Origin of the sequence: Streptomyces sp. NPDC032940 (assembly GCF_040636935.1) — a bacterium.
GTDB lineage: Bacteria > Actinomycetota > Actinomycetes > Streptomycetales > Streptomycetaceae > Streptomyces.
This window is the reverse complement of sequence record NZ_JBEZVJ010000010.1, coordinates 53903-70053: the sequence shown is the minus strand read 5'-3', so window position 1 is coordinate 70053 and position 16151 is coordinate 53903. Positions and strand designations below refer to the sequence as shown.

Annotated in this window: 13 protein-coding genes; 7 read left to right on the top strand and 6 right to left on the bottom strand. The window is 75.2% G+C overall.

Annotated features, from left to right (window positions below):
• Positions 1-20 precede the first annotated feature (20 nt).
• From AB0E77_RS15400 to AB0E77_RS15380, 5 genes are all read left to right on the top strand, one after another.
• A complete protein-coding gene (locus tag AB0E77_RS15400) occupies positions 21-992 on the top strand; it encodes an NADPH:quinone oxidoreductase family protein (RefSeq protein WP_361570042.1) in 972 nt (323 codons plus the stop codon).
• Entirely contained in the window at positions 989-2170 is a 1182-nt protein-coding gene (locus AB0E77_RS15395; RefSeq protein ID WP_361570040.1) for an acyl-CoA dehydrogenase family protein, read from the top strand. Before AB0E77_RS15400 ends, AB0E77_RS15395 begins: the two co-directional genes overlap by 4 nt.
• Positions 2167-3249 carry an acyl-CoA dehydrogenase family protein gene (locus AB0E77_RS15390; RefSeq protein WP_361570038.1) on the top strand — a complete coding sequence of 361 codons (1083 nt, stop codon included), beginning with the start codon at positions 2167-2169 and terminating at the stop codon, positions 3247-3249. The genes AB0E77_RS15395 and AB0E77_RS15390 overlap by 4 nt, the downstream gene beginning before the upstream one ends.
• Positions 3250-3439: 190 nt before the next feature.
• Complete coding sequence (locus tag AB0E77_RS15385; protein ID WP_361570037.1) at positions 3440-4297, top strand: phosphatidylinositol-specific phospholipase C/glycerophosphodiester phosphodiesterase family protein; 858 nt, start codon at positions 3440-3442, stop codon at positions 4295-4297.
• Between the two features lie 122 nt (positions 4298-4419).
• Complete coding sequence (locus AB0E77_RS15380; RefSeq protein WP_161165495.1) at positions 4420-4614, top strand: hypothetical protein; 195 nt, start codon at positions 4420-4422, stop codon at positions 4612-4614.
• 33 nt (positions 4615-4647) lie between these two features.
• On the opposite strand, the gene AB0E77_RS15375 is transcribed toward AB0E77_RS15380, so the two are convergent.
• Positions 4648-5016 (bottom strand): DUF779 domain-containing protein, encoded by a 369-nt coding sequence (locus AB0E77_RS15375; RefSeq protein ID WP_361570035.1) that lies wholly within the window; start codon positions 5014-5016, stop codon positions 4648-4650.
• Between the two features lie 107 nt (positions 5017-5123).
• Between AB0E77_RS15375 and AB0E77_RS15370 the strand changes: the two genes are divergently transcribed.
• Both AB0E77_RS15370 and AB0E77_RS15365 read left to right on the top strand, forming a co-directional pair.
• A complete protein-coding gene (locus AB0E77_RS15370) occupies positions 5124-5597 on the top strand; it encodes a MarR family transcriptional regulator (protein WP_361570033.1) in 474 nt (157 codons plus the stop codon).
• Between the two features lie 128 nt (positions 5598-5725).
• The gene (locus AB0E77_RS15365; RefSeq protein WP_361570032.1) at positions 5726-7321 is read left to right on the top strand and encodes an MFS transporter; all 1596 of its coding nucleotides are present in this window, start codon (positions 5726-5728) and stop codon (positions 7319-7321) included.
• A gap of 51 nt (positions 7322-7372) precedes the next feature.
• Here AB0E77_RS15365 and AB0E77_RS15360 read toward each other — a convergent pair whose 3' ends face one another.
• From AB0E77_RS15360 to AB0E77_RS15340, 5 genes are all read right to left on the bottom strand, one after another.
• Complete coding sequence (locus AB0E77_RS15360; protein WP_361570031.1) at positions 7373-7762, bottom strand: luciferase family protein; 390 nt, start codon at positions 7760-7762, stop codon at positions 7373-7375.
• A gap of 133 nt (positions 7763-7895) precedes the next feature.
• Positions 7896-8975 carry a lytic polysaccharide monooxygenase gene (locus AB0E77_RS15355; protein WP_361570029.1) on the bottom strand — a complete coding sequence of 360 codons (1080 nt, stop codon included), beginning with the start codon at positions 8973-8975 and terminating at the stop codon, positions 7896-7898.
• Positions 8976-9148: 173 nt separating this feature from the next.
• The gene (locus AB0E77_RS15350) at positions 9149-10291 is read right to left on the bottom strand and encodes a cellulose binding domain-containing protein (RefSeq protein ID WP_361570027.1); all 1143 of its coding nucleotides are present in this window, start codon (positions 10289-10291) and stop codon (positions 9149-9151) included.
• Positions 10292-10517: 226 nt separating this feature from the next.
• On the bottom strand, positions 10518-12605 hold the full coding sequence (locus AB0E77_RS15345) for a hypothetical protein (RefSeq protein ID WP_361570025.1): 2088 nt from the start codon (positions 12603-12605) through the stop codon (positions 10518-10520).
• Positions 12602-16135, bottom strand: coding sequence for a DUF5682 family protein (locus AB0E77_RS15340; RefSeq protein WP_361570348.1), 3534 nt, complete (start codon positions 16133-16135; stop codon positions 12602-12604). The genes AB0E77_RS15345 and AB0E77_RS15340 overlap by 4 nt, the downstream gene beginning before the upstream one ends.
• Between the last annotated feature and the right edge of the window lie 16 nt (positions 16136-16151).

Below are 16151 nucleotides of genomic sequence, written 5' to 3'. Positions count from 1 at the left end.
CAGTCGCGTGGAGGCCCCGCATGCAGGCATGGCAGGTGCACGAGAACGGCGAGCCGAACGAGGTGATGCGCCTCGGCGACGTGCCGCCCCCGACGCCCGGCGACGGCCAGGTCCTGCTGAGGGTCCGGGCCGCCAACATCAACTTCCCGGACGCGCTGATGTGCCGGGGTCAGTACCAGGTCAGGCCGCCCCTGCCCTTCACTCCCGGCGTGGAGATCTGCGGCGAGACCGAGGACGGGCGCCGCGTCCTCGCCAACCCGGCGCTGCCCCACGGCGGCTTCGCCGAGTACGCCGTCGCCGACGCCCGCGCCCTGCTGCCCGCGCCGGACGCCCTCGACGACGCCGAGGCCGCCGCGCTGCACATCGGGTACCAGACGGGCTGGTTCGGCCTGCACCGCAGGGCCCGGCTGGAGGCCGGCGAGACCCTGCTCGTCCACGCCGCCGCCGGCGGGGTGGGCAGCGCGGCCGTACAGCTGGGGAAGGCCGCCGGGGCGCGCGTCATCGGCGTCGTCGGCGGTCCCGAGAAGGCCGCCGTCGCCCGCGAGCTGGGCTGCGACGTGGTGATCGACCGGCGGAGCGAGGACGTCGTGGCCGCCGTGAAGGAGGCCACCGGCGGCCGGGGCGCCGACGTGATCTACGACCCCGTGGGCGGCGACGCCTACACCCAGTCCGCCAAGACCGTCGCCTTCGAGGGCCGGATCGTCGTCGTCGGCTTCGCGAGCGGCACCATCCCCAGCCCGGCGCTGAACCACGCCCTGGTGAAGAACTACTCGATCCTCGGCCTCCACTGGGGCCTGTACAACACCAAGAACCCGAAGCTGGTCCAGCACTGCCACGAGCAGCTCACCGACCTGGCGGCGCGGGGCGCGATCAAGCCGCTGGTGAGCGAGCGCGTGCCGCTGGACGGGGCCGCGGACGCCGTGCAGCGGGTCGCCGACGGGAAGACGACCGGCCGCGTGGCCGTCGTCCTGGAGAAGGGAGCCGCCGCATGACCGACGCCGACGAACTGCGCCGACGCACACAGGAGTTGCTGGCCGACCATCCGCCGGCCGGCACCGACCGCCTCGACTTCCTCCGGGCCCGCTTCGACGCCGGGCTCGCCTGGGTGCACTACCCCGAAGGGCTCGGCGGACTCGGCGCGCCCCGCTCCCTCCAGGCCGTGGTCGACGCCGAACTCGCCGCCGCGGGCGCCCCCGACAACGACCCCCGGCGCATCGGCATCGGTCTCGGCATGGCCGCGCCGACCATCCTCCAGTACGGCACCGAGGAGCAGAAGCGCCGGCTGCTGCGCCCGCTGTGGACCGGCGAGGAGATCTGGTGCCAGCTCTTCAGCGAGCCCGGCGCCGGCTCCGACCTCGCCGCCCTCGGCACCCGTGCCGTCCGGGAGGGCGACACGTGGGTGGTCGACGGCCAGAAGGTGTGGACCTCCAGCGCGCACCTCGCCCGCTGGGCCATCCTCATCGCCCGCACCGACCCGGACGTGCCCAAGCACCGGGGCATCACCTACTTCCTCTGCGACATGACCGACCCCGGCGTGGAGGTCCGGCCGCTGCGCCAGATCACCGGCGAGGCCGAGTTCAACGAGGTCTTCCTCACCGGCGTCCGCATCCCCGACTCCATGCGCCTCGGCGACATCGGCGACGGCTGGCGGGTCGCCCAGACCACGCTGAACAACGAGCGCGTCGCCATCGGCGGTACCCCGATCCCCCGCGAGGGCGGCATGATCGGCAAGATCGCCGAGACCTGGCGGGAACGCCCCGGCCTGCGCACCCACGACCTGCACCAGCGGCTGCTCGGCCTGTGGGTCGAGGCCGAGGTCGCCCGGCTCACCGGCGCACGGCTGCGCCAGCAGCTGGCGGCCGGCCAGCCCGGCCCCGAGGGCGCCGGCATGAAGCTCAACTTCGCCCGCCTCAACCAGGAGATCAGCGGCCTCGAGGTCGAACTCCTCGGCGAGGAAGGCCTGCTGTACGACGACTGGACCATGCGCCGCCCCGAGCTGGTGGACTTCACCGGCCGCGAGGCCGGATACCGCTATCTGCGCTCCAAGGGCAACAGCATCGAGGGCGGGACCAGCGAGGTCCTGCTGAACATCGTCGCCGAGCGCGTCCTCGGCCTGCCCGCCGAACCGCGCACCGACAAGGACGTCGCCTGGAAGGACCTGGCCCGATGAGCGCCCAGCCCGATCTGCTGTACTCGGAGGAGGAAGAGGCGCTGCGCGCCGCCGTCCGGGACCTGCTCACCGACCACTCGGACCCGGCCGACGTCATCGCGCGCACCGAGTCCGACGCGCCCCACGACCGCGCCCTGTGGAAGGCGCTGGCCGAGGGCATGGGCCTCGCCGGACTCCTGGTGCCCGAGGCGCTGGGCGGCCAGGGCGCCACGTACCGGGAGGCCGCCGTCGCCCTGGAGGAGCTGGGCCGGTCCGTCGCGCCCGTGCCCTACCTGACGAGCGCCGTCGTCGCCACGGAGGCCCTGCTGGCCTGCGGCGCCGAGGACCTCCTCGGTGACCTCGCCTCCGGACGCCGGACCGGCGTCCTCGCCGTCGGTCTGCACACCGCGCCGGGCGCCGCCTGGGCGACCGTACGGACCGAGGACGGGACGCTGCACGGGGAGCTGACCGGCATCGCCGACGCCGCCGTGGCCGACGTCCTCCTCGTCCCGGCGGACGACGGCGCCCTGTACGCGGTGGACGCCGACGCCGCGACCGTCACCCCGCGCCCGTCCCTGGACCTGACCCGGCCCCTGGCCACGGTCACGCTCGACGGGGCGCCGGGACGCAGGATCGGCGACGCCGCACCCGCCGTACGCCGCGCCCTGCGGACCGGGGCCGGGCTGCTGGCCTCCGAGCAACTGGGCCTCGCCGACGGGCTGCTGACCGAGACGGTCCGCTACCTGAAGGAACGCCGCCAGTTCAACCGCCAGGTCGGCGGCTTCCAGGCGCTCAAGCACCGGCTCGCCCGGCTGTGGCTGGAGGTCGCGGGCCTGCGCGCCGCCGCCCGCAACGCGGCCGACGCGCTGACGACCGGCGTCGACACCGACGTGGCGGTCGCCGTCGCCCAGGCCTACGCGGCCCAGGTCGCCGTCCACGTCGCCGAGGAGGCGCTGCAACTGCACGGCGGCATCGGGATGACCTGGGAGCACCCGGTCCACCTCTGTCTGAAGCGGGCCAAGGCCGACTCGATCGCCCTCGGCACGGCGGGCGCCCACCGGGAGGCGCTGGCCGAACTGGCCGACCTGCGCGCCCCCTGACGGCTCGTCCGGCAGGAGCGATGCCCGTCCCTTCGGGGGCGGGCATTTCCTGTGCGCTGTCTCCGTGCACGCCCCATGAAGTGAACGACCGACGGCAGTCCGGCCAACTCCCCGCACACCTCTGCTCCTCGGGCACCCCGGGACCCCATACTCACAGGCGTCCCGTACGGCACCTCCAGGGAGGCAGAGCATGGCCCTCACCACCCGACGCAGAGCCCTCACCACCCTCGGCGCCGCCCTCGCGGGCGCGGTGGCCCTGCCGGCCGGCACCGCGCTGGCGGGCGACGGCAGACACGGGCCCCGCCCGCTGTGGCGTGCCCACGCCCACAACGACTACGAGCACACCCGCCCCCTCCTCGACGCCCTCGACCACCGCTTCGGCAGCGTCGAGGCCGACATCCACCTCGTGGGCGACCAACTGCTCGTCGCCCACGACCCCGAGGACCTCGACCCGGCCCGCACCCTGGAGTCCCTCTACCTCGACCCGCTCGCCGCCCGCGTCCGCGCCCACCACGGCCGGGTCTACCGGGGCGACCGGCGCCCGCTGCAACTCCTCGTCGACATCAAGACCGAGGGAGCGTCGACGTATCTCGAGCTCGACCGTCATCTGCGCCGCTACCGGCACCTGTTCACGACCTACGCCCACGGCCGGGTCCACCCCGGCGCGGTGACCGTCGTCGTCTCCGGTGACCGCGCCGCCCGCGCCCCCATGGCCGCCCAGCGCACGCGCCCGGCTTTCTACGACGGCCGCCTCACCGACCTCGGCACCTCCGCCCCGGCCTCCTTCGTGCCGTTGATCAGCGACAACTGGACGCTCAACTTCACCTGGCAGGGCGTCGGCGCCTTCCCCTCGGCCGAGCGCGCCAGGCTCCGGGGCATCGTCGAAGCGGCGCACCGGCGCGGGCAGCGGGTGCGTTTCTGGGCCACCCCCGACCTGCCGGGCGCCGCCCGCGACGCGGTGTGGGGCGAGCTGCTCGCCGCGGGCGTCGACCACCTCAACACCGACGACCTCGCGGGGCTCGAGGCGTTCGTCGACGCCCGCAGCTAGCGCGGAGAGCACCGCCGGAACATCACACGTTCGGCGGACAGGTCAGCCGCCCGGATGAACCCTCCGTTACGCCACACTTACGGCCGAACGCCGCGAAGTGGACGTGGCGGAGGAGGTTGACGATGGCCATTTCCATCTCTGTGGTGTTGCTGCTGACGATCCTGGCGGTGCTCTTCCTGCGCAATGGAGGCCTGAAGATCTCGCACGCGCTGGTCTGCCTGCTGCTGGGCTTCTACCTGGCCGGCACGAGCATCGCCCCGACCATCCACAGCGGTCTCATGGCCACGGCGGACATCGTCGGCAGCCTCAGGCCGTGACGGAGGGCCCGGGCGGCGCCCGGGCTTCGGGGATCAGGCGTCGAGGACGCGGGAGCGGATGAGGAAACGGACCCCCTCGGGCGCCTCCAGCGAGAAGCCGCTGCCCCGCCCCTCGACCACGTCGACGATCAGTCTGGTGTGGCTCCACACGGCGAACTGGCTCCGGGACATCCAGAACGCCACCGGCTCCTCGACGCCCTCCACGGCCAGCTCCGCGAGCAGGATGTCCGCGGCGCCGGTGCGGAACTCGCCGGCCGGGTAGCACATGGGGGCGCTGCCGTCGCAGCATCCGCCCGACTGGTGGAACATCAGGGGCCCGTGCATCGAGCGCAGGCGCCGCAGCAGAGCGGCCGCCGGGGCGGTGAGCTCGACGCGGGGGATCTCCTCATAGGTGTCGCGCATGCCGTGCATGTCAGCACGGGGAAGGTTGCGACAGCGTTGCGGAGCGCGGTCCCTCCCCGTCAAAAGCTCTTTTGACATACCTATGCTTTCATACGTACCTTGTCCGGGTGACCGACTCCAGCACCCCCCGCCGGGACCTCGACCGCGTGGCCGGTGGCCTCGCGGCGTGCCTTCCCGTGCTGCTCCGGGCGCTGGACCGGCAGGTCGCCGCGGCGTACCCGCACCCCAAGCCCCCCGAGGGCCGGCTCGCCCTGCTGCGGTACGTCGCGCAGCACGAGGGCGTCACGGTGCGTGAGGCCGCCGAGGCGCTGCTGATGAAGCCGAACAACGTGAGCGCTCTCGTCTCCCAGCTCACCGAGCGGGGCGACCTCGAGCGCAGGCAGGACAGCGCCGACAAGCGGATCGCCCACCTCCATCTGACGGCCATGGCCCGCGAGCGGGTGGCCGAGGTGCGGGAGCTGGAGACCGCGTTCATCCGCCAGGCCCTGACCTCCCTCACCGAGGGCGAGCAGGGTGCGCTCGGCTCCGCCGTGGGCGCCCTCGAAGCACTCGCCCGGCACCTCCACCCCGCCGCCCGCTGACCGGGCGGGACCCGGGCGTTCCCGCCGGCCGCCGGCCCACCGCCGTGCCCGCGGCCGGCCCACCGTCGTCCCGTGGACCGCCCCGCCCTGCTCCGCATCACCCCGAACCTGGAAGAGAAGGCTCACCCATGCCGTCCACGTCCGTGGAACACCCCGCCGCGCCCGCGGCCGGGACCGCCCCGCCGGCCGTCCGCCGCGGGCTGCGGTCCAACCCCTGGCTGACCCTCCTGGCGGTCGCCTTCGGACTGTTCATGGTCCAGCTCGACGGCTCCGTCGTCGCCATCGCCAACCCCGAGATCGGCCGCGACCTGCACGCGTCGACCGCCCAGCTCCAGTGGGTCACCAACGCCTACCTGCTCGCGCTCGCCGCCACCCTCATCCTGGGCGGCAAGCTCGGCGACCGCTTCGGCCGGCGCACCTACTACCTCGCCGGAGTCGCCGGCTTCACCCTCGCCTCCGTCGCCATCGGCCTGTCCGGCTCCATCGAGGGCGTCGTCGCCTTCCGCGCCCTGCAGGGCGTCTTCGGCGGGCTGCTGATGCCCAACACCCTCGGACTGCTCCGCAGCGTGTTCCCGCCGAAGAAGTTCGGCATGGCCGTCGGCATCTGGGCCATGGTCTCCGCCGTCGCGACGGCCCTCGGACCCATCGTGGGCGGCCTGCTCGTGGAGCACGTCGACTGGGAGTCCGTCTTCTACATCAACGCCCCCATCGGCGTCGCCGCCATCGCCTTCGGCCTCCTCGTCCTCCCGCAGAGCCGCAGCGCCACCGGCCGGGAACGCTTCGACATCACCGGCCTGGCCCTGCTCGCGCTGGGTCTTCTCGCCGTGGTCTTCGGCGTGGTCAAGGGCGAGACCTGGGGCTGGACCTCCGCCGGCACGCTCGGCGCCGTCGCCGCCGGACTCGTCCTGCTGGTCCTGTTCGGCCGGTACGAGACCCGGGTCGAGCACCCGCTGCTGCCGATGCGCCTGTTCCGCAGCCGCGCGCTGACGACGGGCGCGGTCATCACCGGGCTGAACTTCTTCGTCATGCTCGGCGTGATCTTCTTCGTCATGCTGTACCTGCAGAACGTACGCGGGTTCACGCCGGTCGAGGCGGGCGTGCGGACCCTCCCGCTCAGCCTCGCCTCGCTGGTCGCCTCCCCCCTGGGCGCGGCCCTCACCCAGCGCTTCGGGGCCCGGCTGACCATGCCGCTGGGCATGCTGCTCCAGGCCGCGTCCTGCTTCGGCATGCTCACCTGGCAGACCGACTCCTCCTACGCCACGATGTGGCCGCCGTTCATCGCCCTCGGCCTCGGCGTCGGCATGGTGATGGCCGCCTCCTCCGACGCCATCGTCGGCAACGCCCCCGTCCGGGACGGCGGGGTCGCCGGTGGTCTCCAGGCCACGACGCTGCAGATCGGCGGCGCGCTCGGTACGTCCGTGCTGGTCTCCCTGATCAGCGGCAGGGTCGGCGCCACCCTCGCCGGGGAGCTGACCGGCGCGGGCGTCCCGTCGGCCACGGCGCACGGGCTGCTGGAGGCCGAGGACGCGGTGGCGATGGGCGTGGCCCCCGTCTCCGGGGACATGCCGGCCGGGCTGCGGGCTGCCGTGGTGGAGGGCAGCGGACAGGCCTTCATGAACGGCGTCCACGCGGCCGTGACCGTGACCGGAGTGCTCTGTGTGATCGGCGCGGGCGTCGCCGCCGCCGGCATCCGGCGCAGCGCGGAACAGCCCGCGGACCACTGAACGTCCGCACGGCGGTGCCCCCTCCGGCCGGGGCGCCGCCGTCGGCGTGGCTCAGAACTCGCCTGCCGCCGAGCGGGGCAGCACCGTGACGCGGTGGAAGTTGCACCCCGGGGGCAGGTCCGAGGCGGGGCGCGACTGATGGGCCTTCAGGGCGATGCTCACCAGGCTCAGCAGCAGGTCGACGTCCGTGTCGCAGTCCAGGTGCACGGTCACCCAGCGGGAACCGGGAACGAGGTGTATCGCGCTGGAGCCGCCGAGGTCGTACTGGAAACGCTCGATGGCCCGGTGGGTCAGGTGGAGGTCCACGTCCCGGTCCGAGTGGAAGTGGACGATCTCGTCATGGGCGGAGCGCAGTGCCCGCCCGGTTCCGCAACTGGCCGGACCCCGGGTGAGGTCGGGCCAGGCGTGCAGCCGCTCATAGGCGCGCTGGGCCAGAGTCATGCCCCCATCGTCGCCGGATCACCGCTCCGCAACCAGGGGTTGAGCGATTCGTAACCGGCACGTGAGGTCGACGGGCGCGCCGGGAGCCCGGGCGGGCGCCGCGCACGGCCGCGCGACGCCCGCCCGCGCCGTACTACTCCACGCAGCCGATCGTCCCCACCGGGAAGTCGTTGCCCGTGGAGGTGGCGGTGAAGCCGAAGGACACGCTGCCGTCCGGCGGGACGACACGGTTGTGGTCCACGTTGCGGACCGTGACCGTGCCGTCGTCACCGCTCGACAACGAGCCGTTCCACACCCCGCCCAGCGTGGTCCCCGTCCCGGGGCGCCACTGCACGGCCCAGCCGTTCAGCGGCTCCGTCCCGTGGTTCATCACCTCGACGGATCCCTGGAAGCCGCCGTTCCAGGAGTTCTGCACGGAGTAGACGGCCATGCAGTCACCCGTGTGCGTGGGCGGCGGCGTGGTCGGGGGCGTCGTGGGAGGCGTCGTGCTGCCCGAGCCGCGGATGCCGGTCACCTCGCCGTTGCCGCCGTCGAAGACGACGTCGGAGCAGGAGAAGAAGTTCTCCTGGCTGTCCGACCGCACCCACTGGATGAAGATCAGGGCATCACCCGAGCGGCCCGAGGGCAGCGCCAGGTCCCAGTAGTAGTGGCCGCCCGAGGTGCCGGGCGAGCCCTGCTGGGGCGGGTTCGTCACCGTCTGGATCAACTGGAGGTCGTCCCAGCCCAGCTGGGAGGTGGGCGACCACCCCGGCTCCGTCAGATAGACCCGGAAGTCACCCGGGTGGGCCGCCCAGTTGCTGTACTGCACCTTCATCGTCGCGCCCGACGTCAGATGCGTCCGCGGCCAGTCCGCGCGGGCGGCGTTGTAGGCGGAGAAGTCGTACGGCGAACGGTCGCCGGCGCTGCACAGCGTGCCGTCCGGCACATAACCGGCGCCGCGCCCGCCCGCGTTGGAGTCGAGCACGGCGAACCAGTTGTACAGCGCCGTCGCCCCGCTCCGGTCGAGCGCGTCCTGACACGCCGGGTTGGTCGGGTCCAGGGCGCCGGTGCCGGTGAGGGCGTCCAGCTGGCACAGGTACGTGCGCGAGCCGGGCATCATCGCCACGCCGTGCGCCTCGGCCCGGCCCTGTCCGAAGAGGGCGGTCAGGCCGAGTGCACCGAACAGGGTGGCCAGTACGGCCGCGAGTGACAGCCATCTGCTGCGTCGAACCATGGGGGGTCTCCTGTTTCGCTCAGTGGATGATGGTGACGATCTGTGCATGACAATCAGGTGATGTGCCGTGCGTTCAGGAGGTGTCTCGTGCGGTGGAGCCCCCGCCCGGCCGGGGGAGGGACTCGACCGGCCGGGCGGGGGAGTGGGGGGGACGCGGAGGATCGGGGCCTGCGCTACGCGGTCGCGCAGGCGGTGCCGTTGAGGCTGAAGGCGCCCGGCGCGACGAACGAGCCGCCGTACGTCCCCTGGAAGCCGAACGTCAGGCTGCCGCCGGACGCGATCCGGGCGTTGTGGTCCAGGCCGGTCGCCGTGACGGCGCCCGAGAACGGGGTCACGGAGGCGTTCCAGGCGTTCGTGACGCGCTGTCCGGAGGGCAGCGTGAAGGCGAGCCGCCAGCCGTCGACGGGGGAGGCGGCGGTGTTGGTGACGGTGACGTCCGCGGTGAAGCCGCCCGGCCACACGTTCGTGGTGTACGCGACCTCGCACGCCGCCGGGTCGCCGGGGTCACCCGGTTCGCCGGGCCCGCCGGGATCGGCGTCGGTCGTGACGGCCGACGAGAAGGAGGTCACCGCCAGGCCGGTGCCGTCCTGCCAGGGCTCGAAGCCCGCCTGGACGCTCGTCAGATACCAGTCGTCCGCGGCCAGTCCGCGCGAGACCGCCTGCCGGACGAAGTCCATGACGTCGAAGCTCCAGCCGCCGATCGCCGACGGGGCGACGAAGGACAGCACGTCGTTCGAGCCGTTGTCGCCCGACCACACCTCCCAGGAACGGCCCGCCACGGTGGCCGTGCCCACCTTGGAGCCCACCGGCTGGACGGGGCCGGTGTGATGGAACCAGACCATGATCTCGGTCCGGTTCACCCCGTCGGTCCGGGGCGTCGGGTCGAGCCAGATGTCGTAGGCGGCGTCGTAGATCGCGTTGTCGACATAGCCGAAGGACACGCTGGTGGGCGCCGCGGAGATGTCGCTCAGCCGGGCCGGAAGGCGCGTGCCCGGCGCGCAGGCGGTGTAGTGACAGCCGTCGAAGACGGACGGGTACGACTTCGGGGCGCCGTTGGTGGGTACGGAGCCGTCGGCCCGGTCGATCCGGAAGCCCGAGTCGGTGACGGTGATGCACTGCTCGGCGCTGGTGCCCCAGCGGTTGTTCTGGACGAGATAGCGGCCCTGGATCGTCGCCGTGCCGAACGCCTCGCAGATCGCGGTGTCCGCCTGGGCCGGCGCCGCCGTGGTGACGAGCGACGCCACCAGGGCGAACGTCGCGAGCAGCGCGCCCAGTAATCCCTGTAAGGGGCGGATGTGGTGTCGTGACGGTCGCATGTGGGGGTCTCTCCTGGGGGTGGGGGTGCGGGGGGAGGACCGGTGCGGGAGCGCTCCCACCTCCCCACGGATGGGAGCGCTCCCATTTACCGGTGTGCTGAGGACTGTAGAAGTCGTCCATGTCCCTGACAAGACTGTGCGCACCGCTGTTGTCGAACGAATCTCGAAGGCCCAGGTCAAAGGGTCGGGCGCAGGCCGGGCGAGGTCAGGCGCAGGCCGGGCGAGGTCAGGCCGCGCCGGGCTCCACCCCCCAAGCAGCGGCGCACAGGGCGCGGTCGACCTCCTGCGCGTACACCGCTGCGGCGAGCCAGGCGAGGGCGAAGCGTCCGGTGTCCGCCGGGAGGAGCCGGCCGAACGGGTCCCGGGTGCGGTCCGCCGCGGCGGCGTGCAGCCCGTCGAGCAGGTCGGCCGCCGTGCCCAAGCCGTTCCGGCGCAACCGCGGACCGTCGGCGTCCCGGCCGCCGGGGAACGCCAGCACCCGGCGACCGCCGGAGACGGCCTGGTGGACCCGGCGGCGCAGCAGATGCACCGGGGCCTCGTCGGCGTCGGGCCCGGACCCGGCGGCCGGCACCGTGTGCGCGGGCAGATCCGCGCGGCGCAGCCGGTCCAGGCCGAGGTCGACGCGGGCGTCGGGGTCGGTGGGGTGACTGACGGCCAGGAGCAGCGCTCGGGGGAACGGGGCCGGCGTGAGCCGGGCGACCACCCGCAGGCGGCACCCGCCGGCCGTCGCCAGGAGACGGAGGTTGTCGCGGTGGGGCAGCGCGGGATCGTCGTGGGCGGCGGCGAGCCGCACCGTCAGTCCGGCACAGTCGGCGACCAGGCACTCGCCCGCCGCCTCGCGCACCGTGCCGGTGAGCGTGACGTCGAGGAACAGCAGGTCCTGGTCGGTCGTCAGCGCACGGGAGACCTGCTCGGCCACCGGAACCGCCCACATGCGGTCGAGGGGCTCGGCGTGCCACGCGGCCCCGGACGCGCGGACCGCCCGGACACCCGCCCCCGCGCCCAGGCGGCCCGTCGGGGAGACGGTGGCGCCGGACACGACGAGTCCGGCGCGCGACAGTTCACGGTGGGTCAGGGTCGTGTCGCCGATGCGGACGCCGCGGTCGGCGGCGCCCGTGGCCCGGCCGGCGCCGCCCGGTGCGACGTCGGAGACGGTGTGGAGCCTGCCCGTGGCGTCGGCGGTCCAGGTGACGGCGCCCGCGTATCCGGTGGCCGTGAGCACGGGCTCGGAGAACAGCCCGTACAGGCGCAGCGAGCCCTTCGGCGTGTACGGCTGCCGGGCGTTGCCGCGCAGGGCGGTGAGCTCCGGCCCGCCGGCGTCGGGGAGGCGCTGGGCGAGCAGCAGGACGTCGCGGAGTGCGGCGGTGAGGTCGGTGAGGCGGTAGGCGACGTCGGCGCTCCGGGCGGCCCGCACCGCCGTGACGACGGCGACCGCGAGGCCCGCCGCCCGGGGAAGCCCCGCGAGCCGCGCGGTGTGCGCGGCGTGCAGCAGCTCCGCCTGCGCCACGGCGCCGGCGCCGTCCGTACCGGCCTCCAGCACCGCGGCGGCCGCGGCCCACAGGGCGACCGCGGCGTCGCGTTGTCCGGGGGTGGGTGCGTCGGGGGCGGGTGGGGCTGCTGGGGTGGCGGCCGGTACCGACGGCTGCGGGGCCGGGGACGAGGATGGGACGGTGGCCGTGGTGGGCGGGGTGGCCGGGTCGGTGACCTGTGGCCGGCGCGGGGCCGGGCCCGAGGGGACCGTCGGGTCGGCGGCCGGGCGCTGCCTCGGGGCGGTGGCCGGTGGGTGGGGCGAGGTGATGATCGAGGGGCCCGTCGGGCCGGTTGCCGATGGCCGCGTCGGGTGGGGGGCCGGTCGGGCGGCCCGGGTGTCGGCCGGTGGACGGGCCGGGGCCGGGTGCGCGGCCGGGCGCGAGACCGCCGTCGGGTCCGGGACCGCAGTCGGGTCCGTCGCCGCCGTCGGGTCCGGGTCCGGGTCCCGGACCGATGCCAGGTCTGAAGTCGGGTCCGGGTCCGCGTGGGCCGTCGCGTCGGCGATCGGTGCGGCCGACGCCGCCGCGGCGCGGTGGAGGCAGGCGGGCGCCAGCAGGCAACCGCAGCGGATCGCCTCCGCGTCGCTCACCACGCCGCCGGACGCGTGCAGCTCCAGGCCGGTGTCGTCGTCCACGGCGACGCGCACCACGTCGCCCTCGCGGACCGCCGGCCGTTCCGCCACCTTGGTGACGGCCGCGTCCAGCCGCTTGCGGAGCCGGGGCGTCAGCGCCGCGACGAGCTCGGCGGTCACCGCCGGGTCGACCGGCGGGAGGTGCGGGTTCATGCGATCTTCTCCCCTACCCAGCGGGCGAGTTCGAGCGGACTGAGGGCGGCGACCGGCATCCCCGCCGCGACGAGCCGGCCCGCGACACCGGTGGAGTACCGGGGCCGCCCCGCGTCGTCGAGGCTCGCGCACCCGAGGACGTGGCAGCCCGCCCCGGCCAGGGCGCGGACCTCCGCGAGCAGACCGCCCACCGGGTAGCCCTCCTCGAAGTCGCTGACGACCACGACGAGGGTGCGGGACGGCACGGTGACGAGCTCGCGGGCGTGCCGCAGGCCCGCGGCGATGTGGGTGCCGCCGCCCACGCTGACCTCGAGCAGCAGGGACAGCGGATCCTCGACGTGCTCCGTGAGGTCGATGACCTTCGTGGAGAACGCCAGGAAGTGGGTCGACAGGGCAGGCACCCCCGCCAGCACGGACGCCGTGAGCGCCGACCAGACCGTGGACGCCTCCATCGACCCCGACACGTCCGTCACCAGGATCAGCCGCCAGTCGGCGGTGCGCCGGGCGCGGGTGCGGAAGACGGGGTGCTCGGGCACCACCCGGACGGTGCCGTCCGGACCGCGGTGCGCGGAGGCCAGGTTGGCCCGCAGCGTACGGGCCAGGTCCAGACCGCCGCCCGGCCGGCGGCTCGGGCGGGGCAGGACCGTACCGTGCAGCGCGGGACGCAGCCGGGTGGCCAGTTGCCGGGTCAGCGCCTCGACCAGGCTCCGGACGAGCGGCCGCAGCGCGGCCAGCCGGGACTCGGGCAGGCCGCCCGCGTGCCGGAGCACGGTCCGCAGCAGCTCGACGGAGGGCCGCGCGCTGTCCGGGTGGAGCTCGGCCAGGACGTCGGACCGGCCCGCGGCGGCCGCGGCCGCGAGCACCTCCTCGCGGATGCCCGGACCGAACAGCGCCGCCAGATCCTCGGACCACTCCCGCACCCCGGGGTAGGGCGCTTCCCGGCCGCCACCACCGCCGTGACCTGCCCCCTCGCCCCGGCTGCCCTCGCCGCGCCCGCTGCCGTACAGCTCGTCCAACGCCGTGGCCAGCGCCGCCGCCGACGGAGGCAGCCGGTCGGTGCGGCGGCCCAGCACGAGCCGCCAGCGGTCGGCGGGGGCGGGCCGGCGCTCCTCGGCGGTGCCGGGCTCTGCCTCCCCGTCCCCGCGGTCGGGCCCGCCGGTCCGGGCCTCCCCGGACGGGTGCGGGGGCAGCAGGCCGAGCGCGTCCAGAGTGGCCCGGGCCGCCAGGTCCGCGCCGGTCCACCGGGCGAGGGCGACGGGGTCCACGGTGCCGGTGTCGGCCAGACGACCGACCGCCAACCGCTCCTCGACGGTGGCGAGGAGCCGGTCGCGGGCCGCCGGGCTGAGGGCGTCGAAGCCGCCGCGCAGCGCGGGCAGACGGTCGAGGAAGTCCCGGTCCGGCAGTTCGGACACCCGGTTCAGGAGCGGCTCGAGCGCCGGGGCGGCCGACTCCAGCAACGGCGCGGCGGCCGTCAGCAGACCCGTCAGCCGTGCGGTGAGCGCGACCCGGGAGGCGGGGTCGTTCGCCGTGTCGACCCACGCGGCGACGCGCGCACCGAGCACTCGGGCGTCCTCCTGCCCGAGGAGCACCCGGACGGCGCCGGCGGCACCGCGCATCAGGGGCGAGCCGGCCTCCGCCAGCCGGGCCAGGGCGTCGGTCAGCCGGACGCCGCCGAGGAGGTCGGCCCGGTGGGCCAGCTCCAGCAGGGCGTGCGCGTCCGCCGGGTCCTCCGAGCCGGTCAGGCCGTCCACCTGACGCACCGCGGCGGCGGTGAGCAGCTCGGCCGCGGCGGCGGCCCGCGCGGTACGGTCCTCGTCGGCGCCGAGCCCGGCGAAGTGCCCCGCCCTCAGCCGGTCCAGCAGGCCGAGCCCGCCGAGGAGTTCGGACAGCGACGCGGCACCGGGCAGCACCTCGGCGGCCTCCGCCAGCCGCGCGTCCGTCAGCTCCGGCAGACCGCACTCCGCCGCCTGCCGCAGTCCCTCCAGCGTCTGCGCGGGCGTGGGGCCGCCCTCGTCCAGCTCGGCCCGCCATCGTTCCCGCAGCACGCCCTCGGCGGCCTGGGCGGGCGTCACCCCGCGCACGCCGGCAGCGGACAGCATGGCCTCGGTCGCCGGTGTCCAGCGCACCTCCCACCGGGTGGTGAGCGCCTCGGCGCCCCCCGCGCCGACGACCTCCTGCGGCTCCGCGTACGGCACCCCGCACACGGTCAGCCGGCGCAGCAGCAGGTCGCGCCGGCGGTCGAGGACGGAGCGCTGCGGATCGAGGCGGAGGTCCCGGGCCTTCGTACCGCCGGACCCGTCGGCCGCGGGGCCCGGCAGCCCGAGGTCCGACAGCTCCGCCTCCACCGCCGGGGCGAGACCGCTGCGCGGTGCGCCCGGGGCGGGACGGCCGCCGCGCGTGCCGACGAGCACGTGTTCCATCGCCCGCGCGACGGCCCGCCCCCTGCCGTACGGCTCGCCCTGCGCGAGCACCGTCTGCACCGCCTCGACCAGCTCGCCCCGCCCGGCCGCCGGCAGCCCCCGCAGCCGTGCGAGGTCCGCGGCGAACCGGGTGATCTCACGGGCGTCGGCGGGCCCCGACGGATGTCCGAGGTCACGCAGCCGCGCGCACACCCGCACGGCCGTCCGGGCGAGCGCCTCCTCCAGCGCGGCGGGGTCGCCCGCCGCCCCCAGGACCAGGTGCTGCCACTCCGGGTCCCGGATGCCGGCCGGATAGCCCGACCGCTCGTCCAGGAGCGCGTAGGTGTACGGGATGAGCGAGGTCGTCCACCCGGGCCCTGCGGCCCCCGCGCCTCCCTCCTCCCGGCCGGCCCGGGCGTCCGCGCCGTCCCACGCCTCGCCCTGCCCGGCGGGGAACGCCAGTGCCGGGGCGTGGAAGGCGCCGACGACCACGGCGGCCCGCTCCCCGTGCGCGGTGGCGGCGGCCACCCGGTCGCGCATCCACTGTTCGCGGCGCAGATCCAGCTCGGGCACCCCGCCCGAGGCCGCCGCCTCCTCGCGCAGCGCCCACCCGGTCAGCAGCGCGGCACGGCGCAGCTCCTCGGGCGTGGAGCCGGGAGCCGTCGCCTCGACGAGCCGGTCCCAGAGATCCTCGCCGGGGCGGCCGGTCAGCCGGGCCCGCAGGGCACGGCTCAGGTCACGCGGCCCGGACTCCGCCACGGGACCCCGCCCGCCGCTCCACGCCCGGTCGGCCAGCGGCAGGTCGCACGCGACGACCGGGACGCCGTGCCGTACCGCCCAGCGCACGGCGGCCAGTTCGGGCGAGAAGTCGGCGAAGGGATAGAACGCCGGCCCCCCGCCCCCGTCGGCGGGCGCCGCCGCCAGGGCGACCGGCGCCCGCGTCTCCTCGTGGCCGAGCCAGGGCAGCCACGCCTGCATCTCGGCGGGCAGCTCGATCAGCAGGACGTCCGGTGCCGCCCCGTCCAGCAGCGCGGGCACGGCCGCGGCCAGGGACGGCGCGTGATGCCGTACGCCGACGAGGTAGGGCGCCGCCGGATCCGTGAGGGCGTCGGCCGCCTCGCCGGGCGTCAGCGACGGGGCGGGGAGG

Bases quoted from the DNA above. Each gene is read 5' to 3' on its own strand.
- AB0E77_RS15375 (WP_361570035.1), bottom strand. From the start codon at position 5,016: ATGCGCGACACCTATGAGGAGATCCCCCGCGTCGAGCTCACCGCCCCG.
- AB0E77_RS15385 (WP_361570037.1), top strand. From the start codon at position 3,440: ATGGCCCTCACCACCCGACGCAGAGCCCTCACCACCCTCGGCGCCGCC.
- AB0E77_RS15350 (WP_361570027.1), bottom strand. From the start codon at position 10,291: ATGCGACCGTCACGACACCACATCCGCCCCTTACAGGGATTACTGGGC.
- AB0E77_RS15365 (WP_361570032.1), top strand. From the start codon at position 5,726: ATGCCGTCCACGTCCGTGGAACACCCCGCCGCGCCCGCGGCCGGGACC.
- AB0E77_RS15400 (WP_361570042.1), top strand. From the start codon at position 21: ATGCAGGCATGGCAGGTGCACGAGAACGGCGAGCCGAACGAGGTGATG.
- AB0E77_RS15390 (WP_361570038.1), top strand. From the start codon at position 2,167: ATGAGCGCCCAGCCCGATCTGCTGTACTCGGAGGAGGAAGAGGCGCTG.
- AB0E77_RS15395 (WP_361570040.1), top strand. From the start codon at position 989: ATGACCGACGCCGACGAACTGCGCCGACGCACACAGGAGTTGCTGGCC.
- AB0E77_RS15360 (WP_361570031.1), bottom strand. From the start codon at position 7,762: ATGACTCTGGCCCAGCGCGCCTATGAGCGGCTGCACGCCTGGCCCGAC.
- AB0E77_RS15345 (WP_361570025.1), bottom strand. From the start codon at position 12,605: ATGAACCCGCACCTCCCGCCGGTCGACCCGGCGGTGACCGCCGAGCTC.
- AB0E77_RS15380 (WP_161165495.1), top strand. From the start codon at position 4,420: ATGGCCATTTCCATCTCTGTGGTGTTGCTGCTGACGATCCTGGCGGTG.
- AB0E77_RS15355 (WP_361570029.1), bottom strand. From the start codon at position 8,975: ATGGTTCGACGCAGCAGATGGCTGTCACTCGCGGCCGTACTGGCCACC.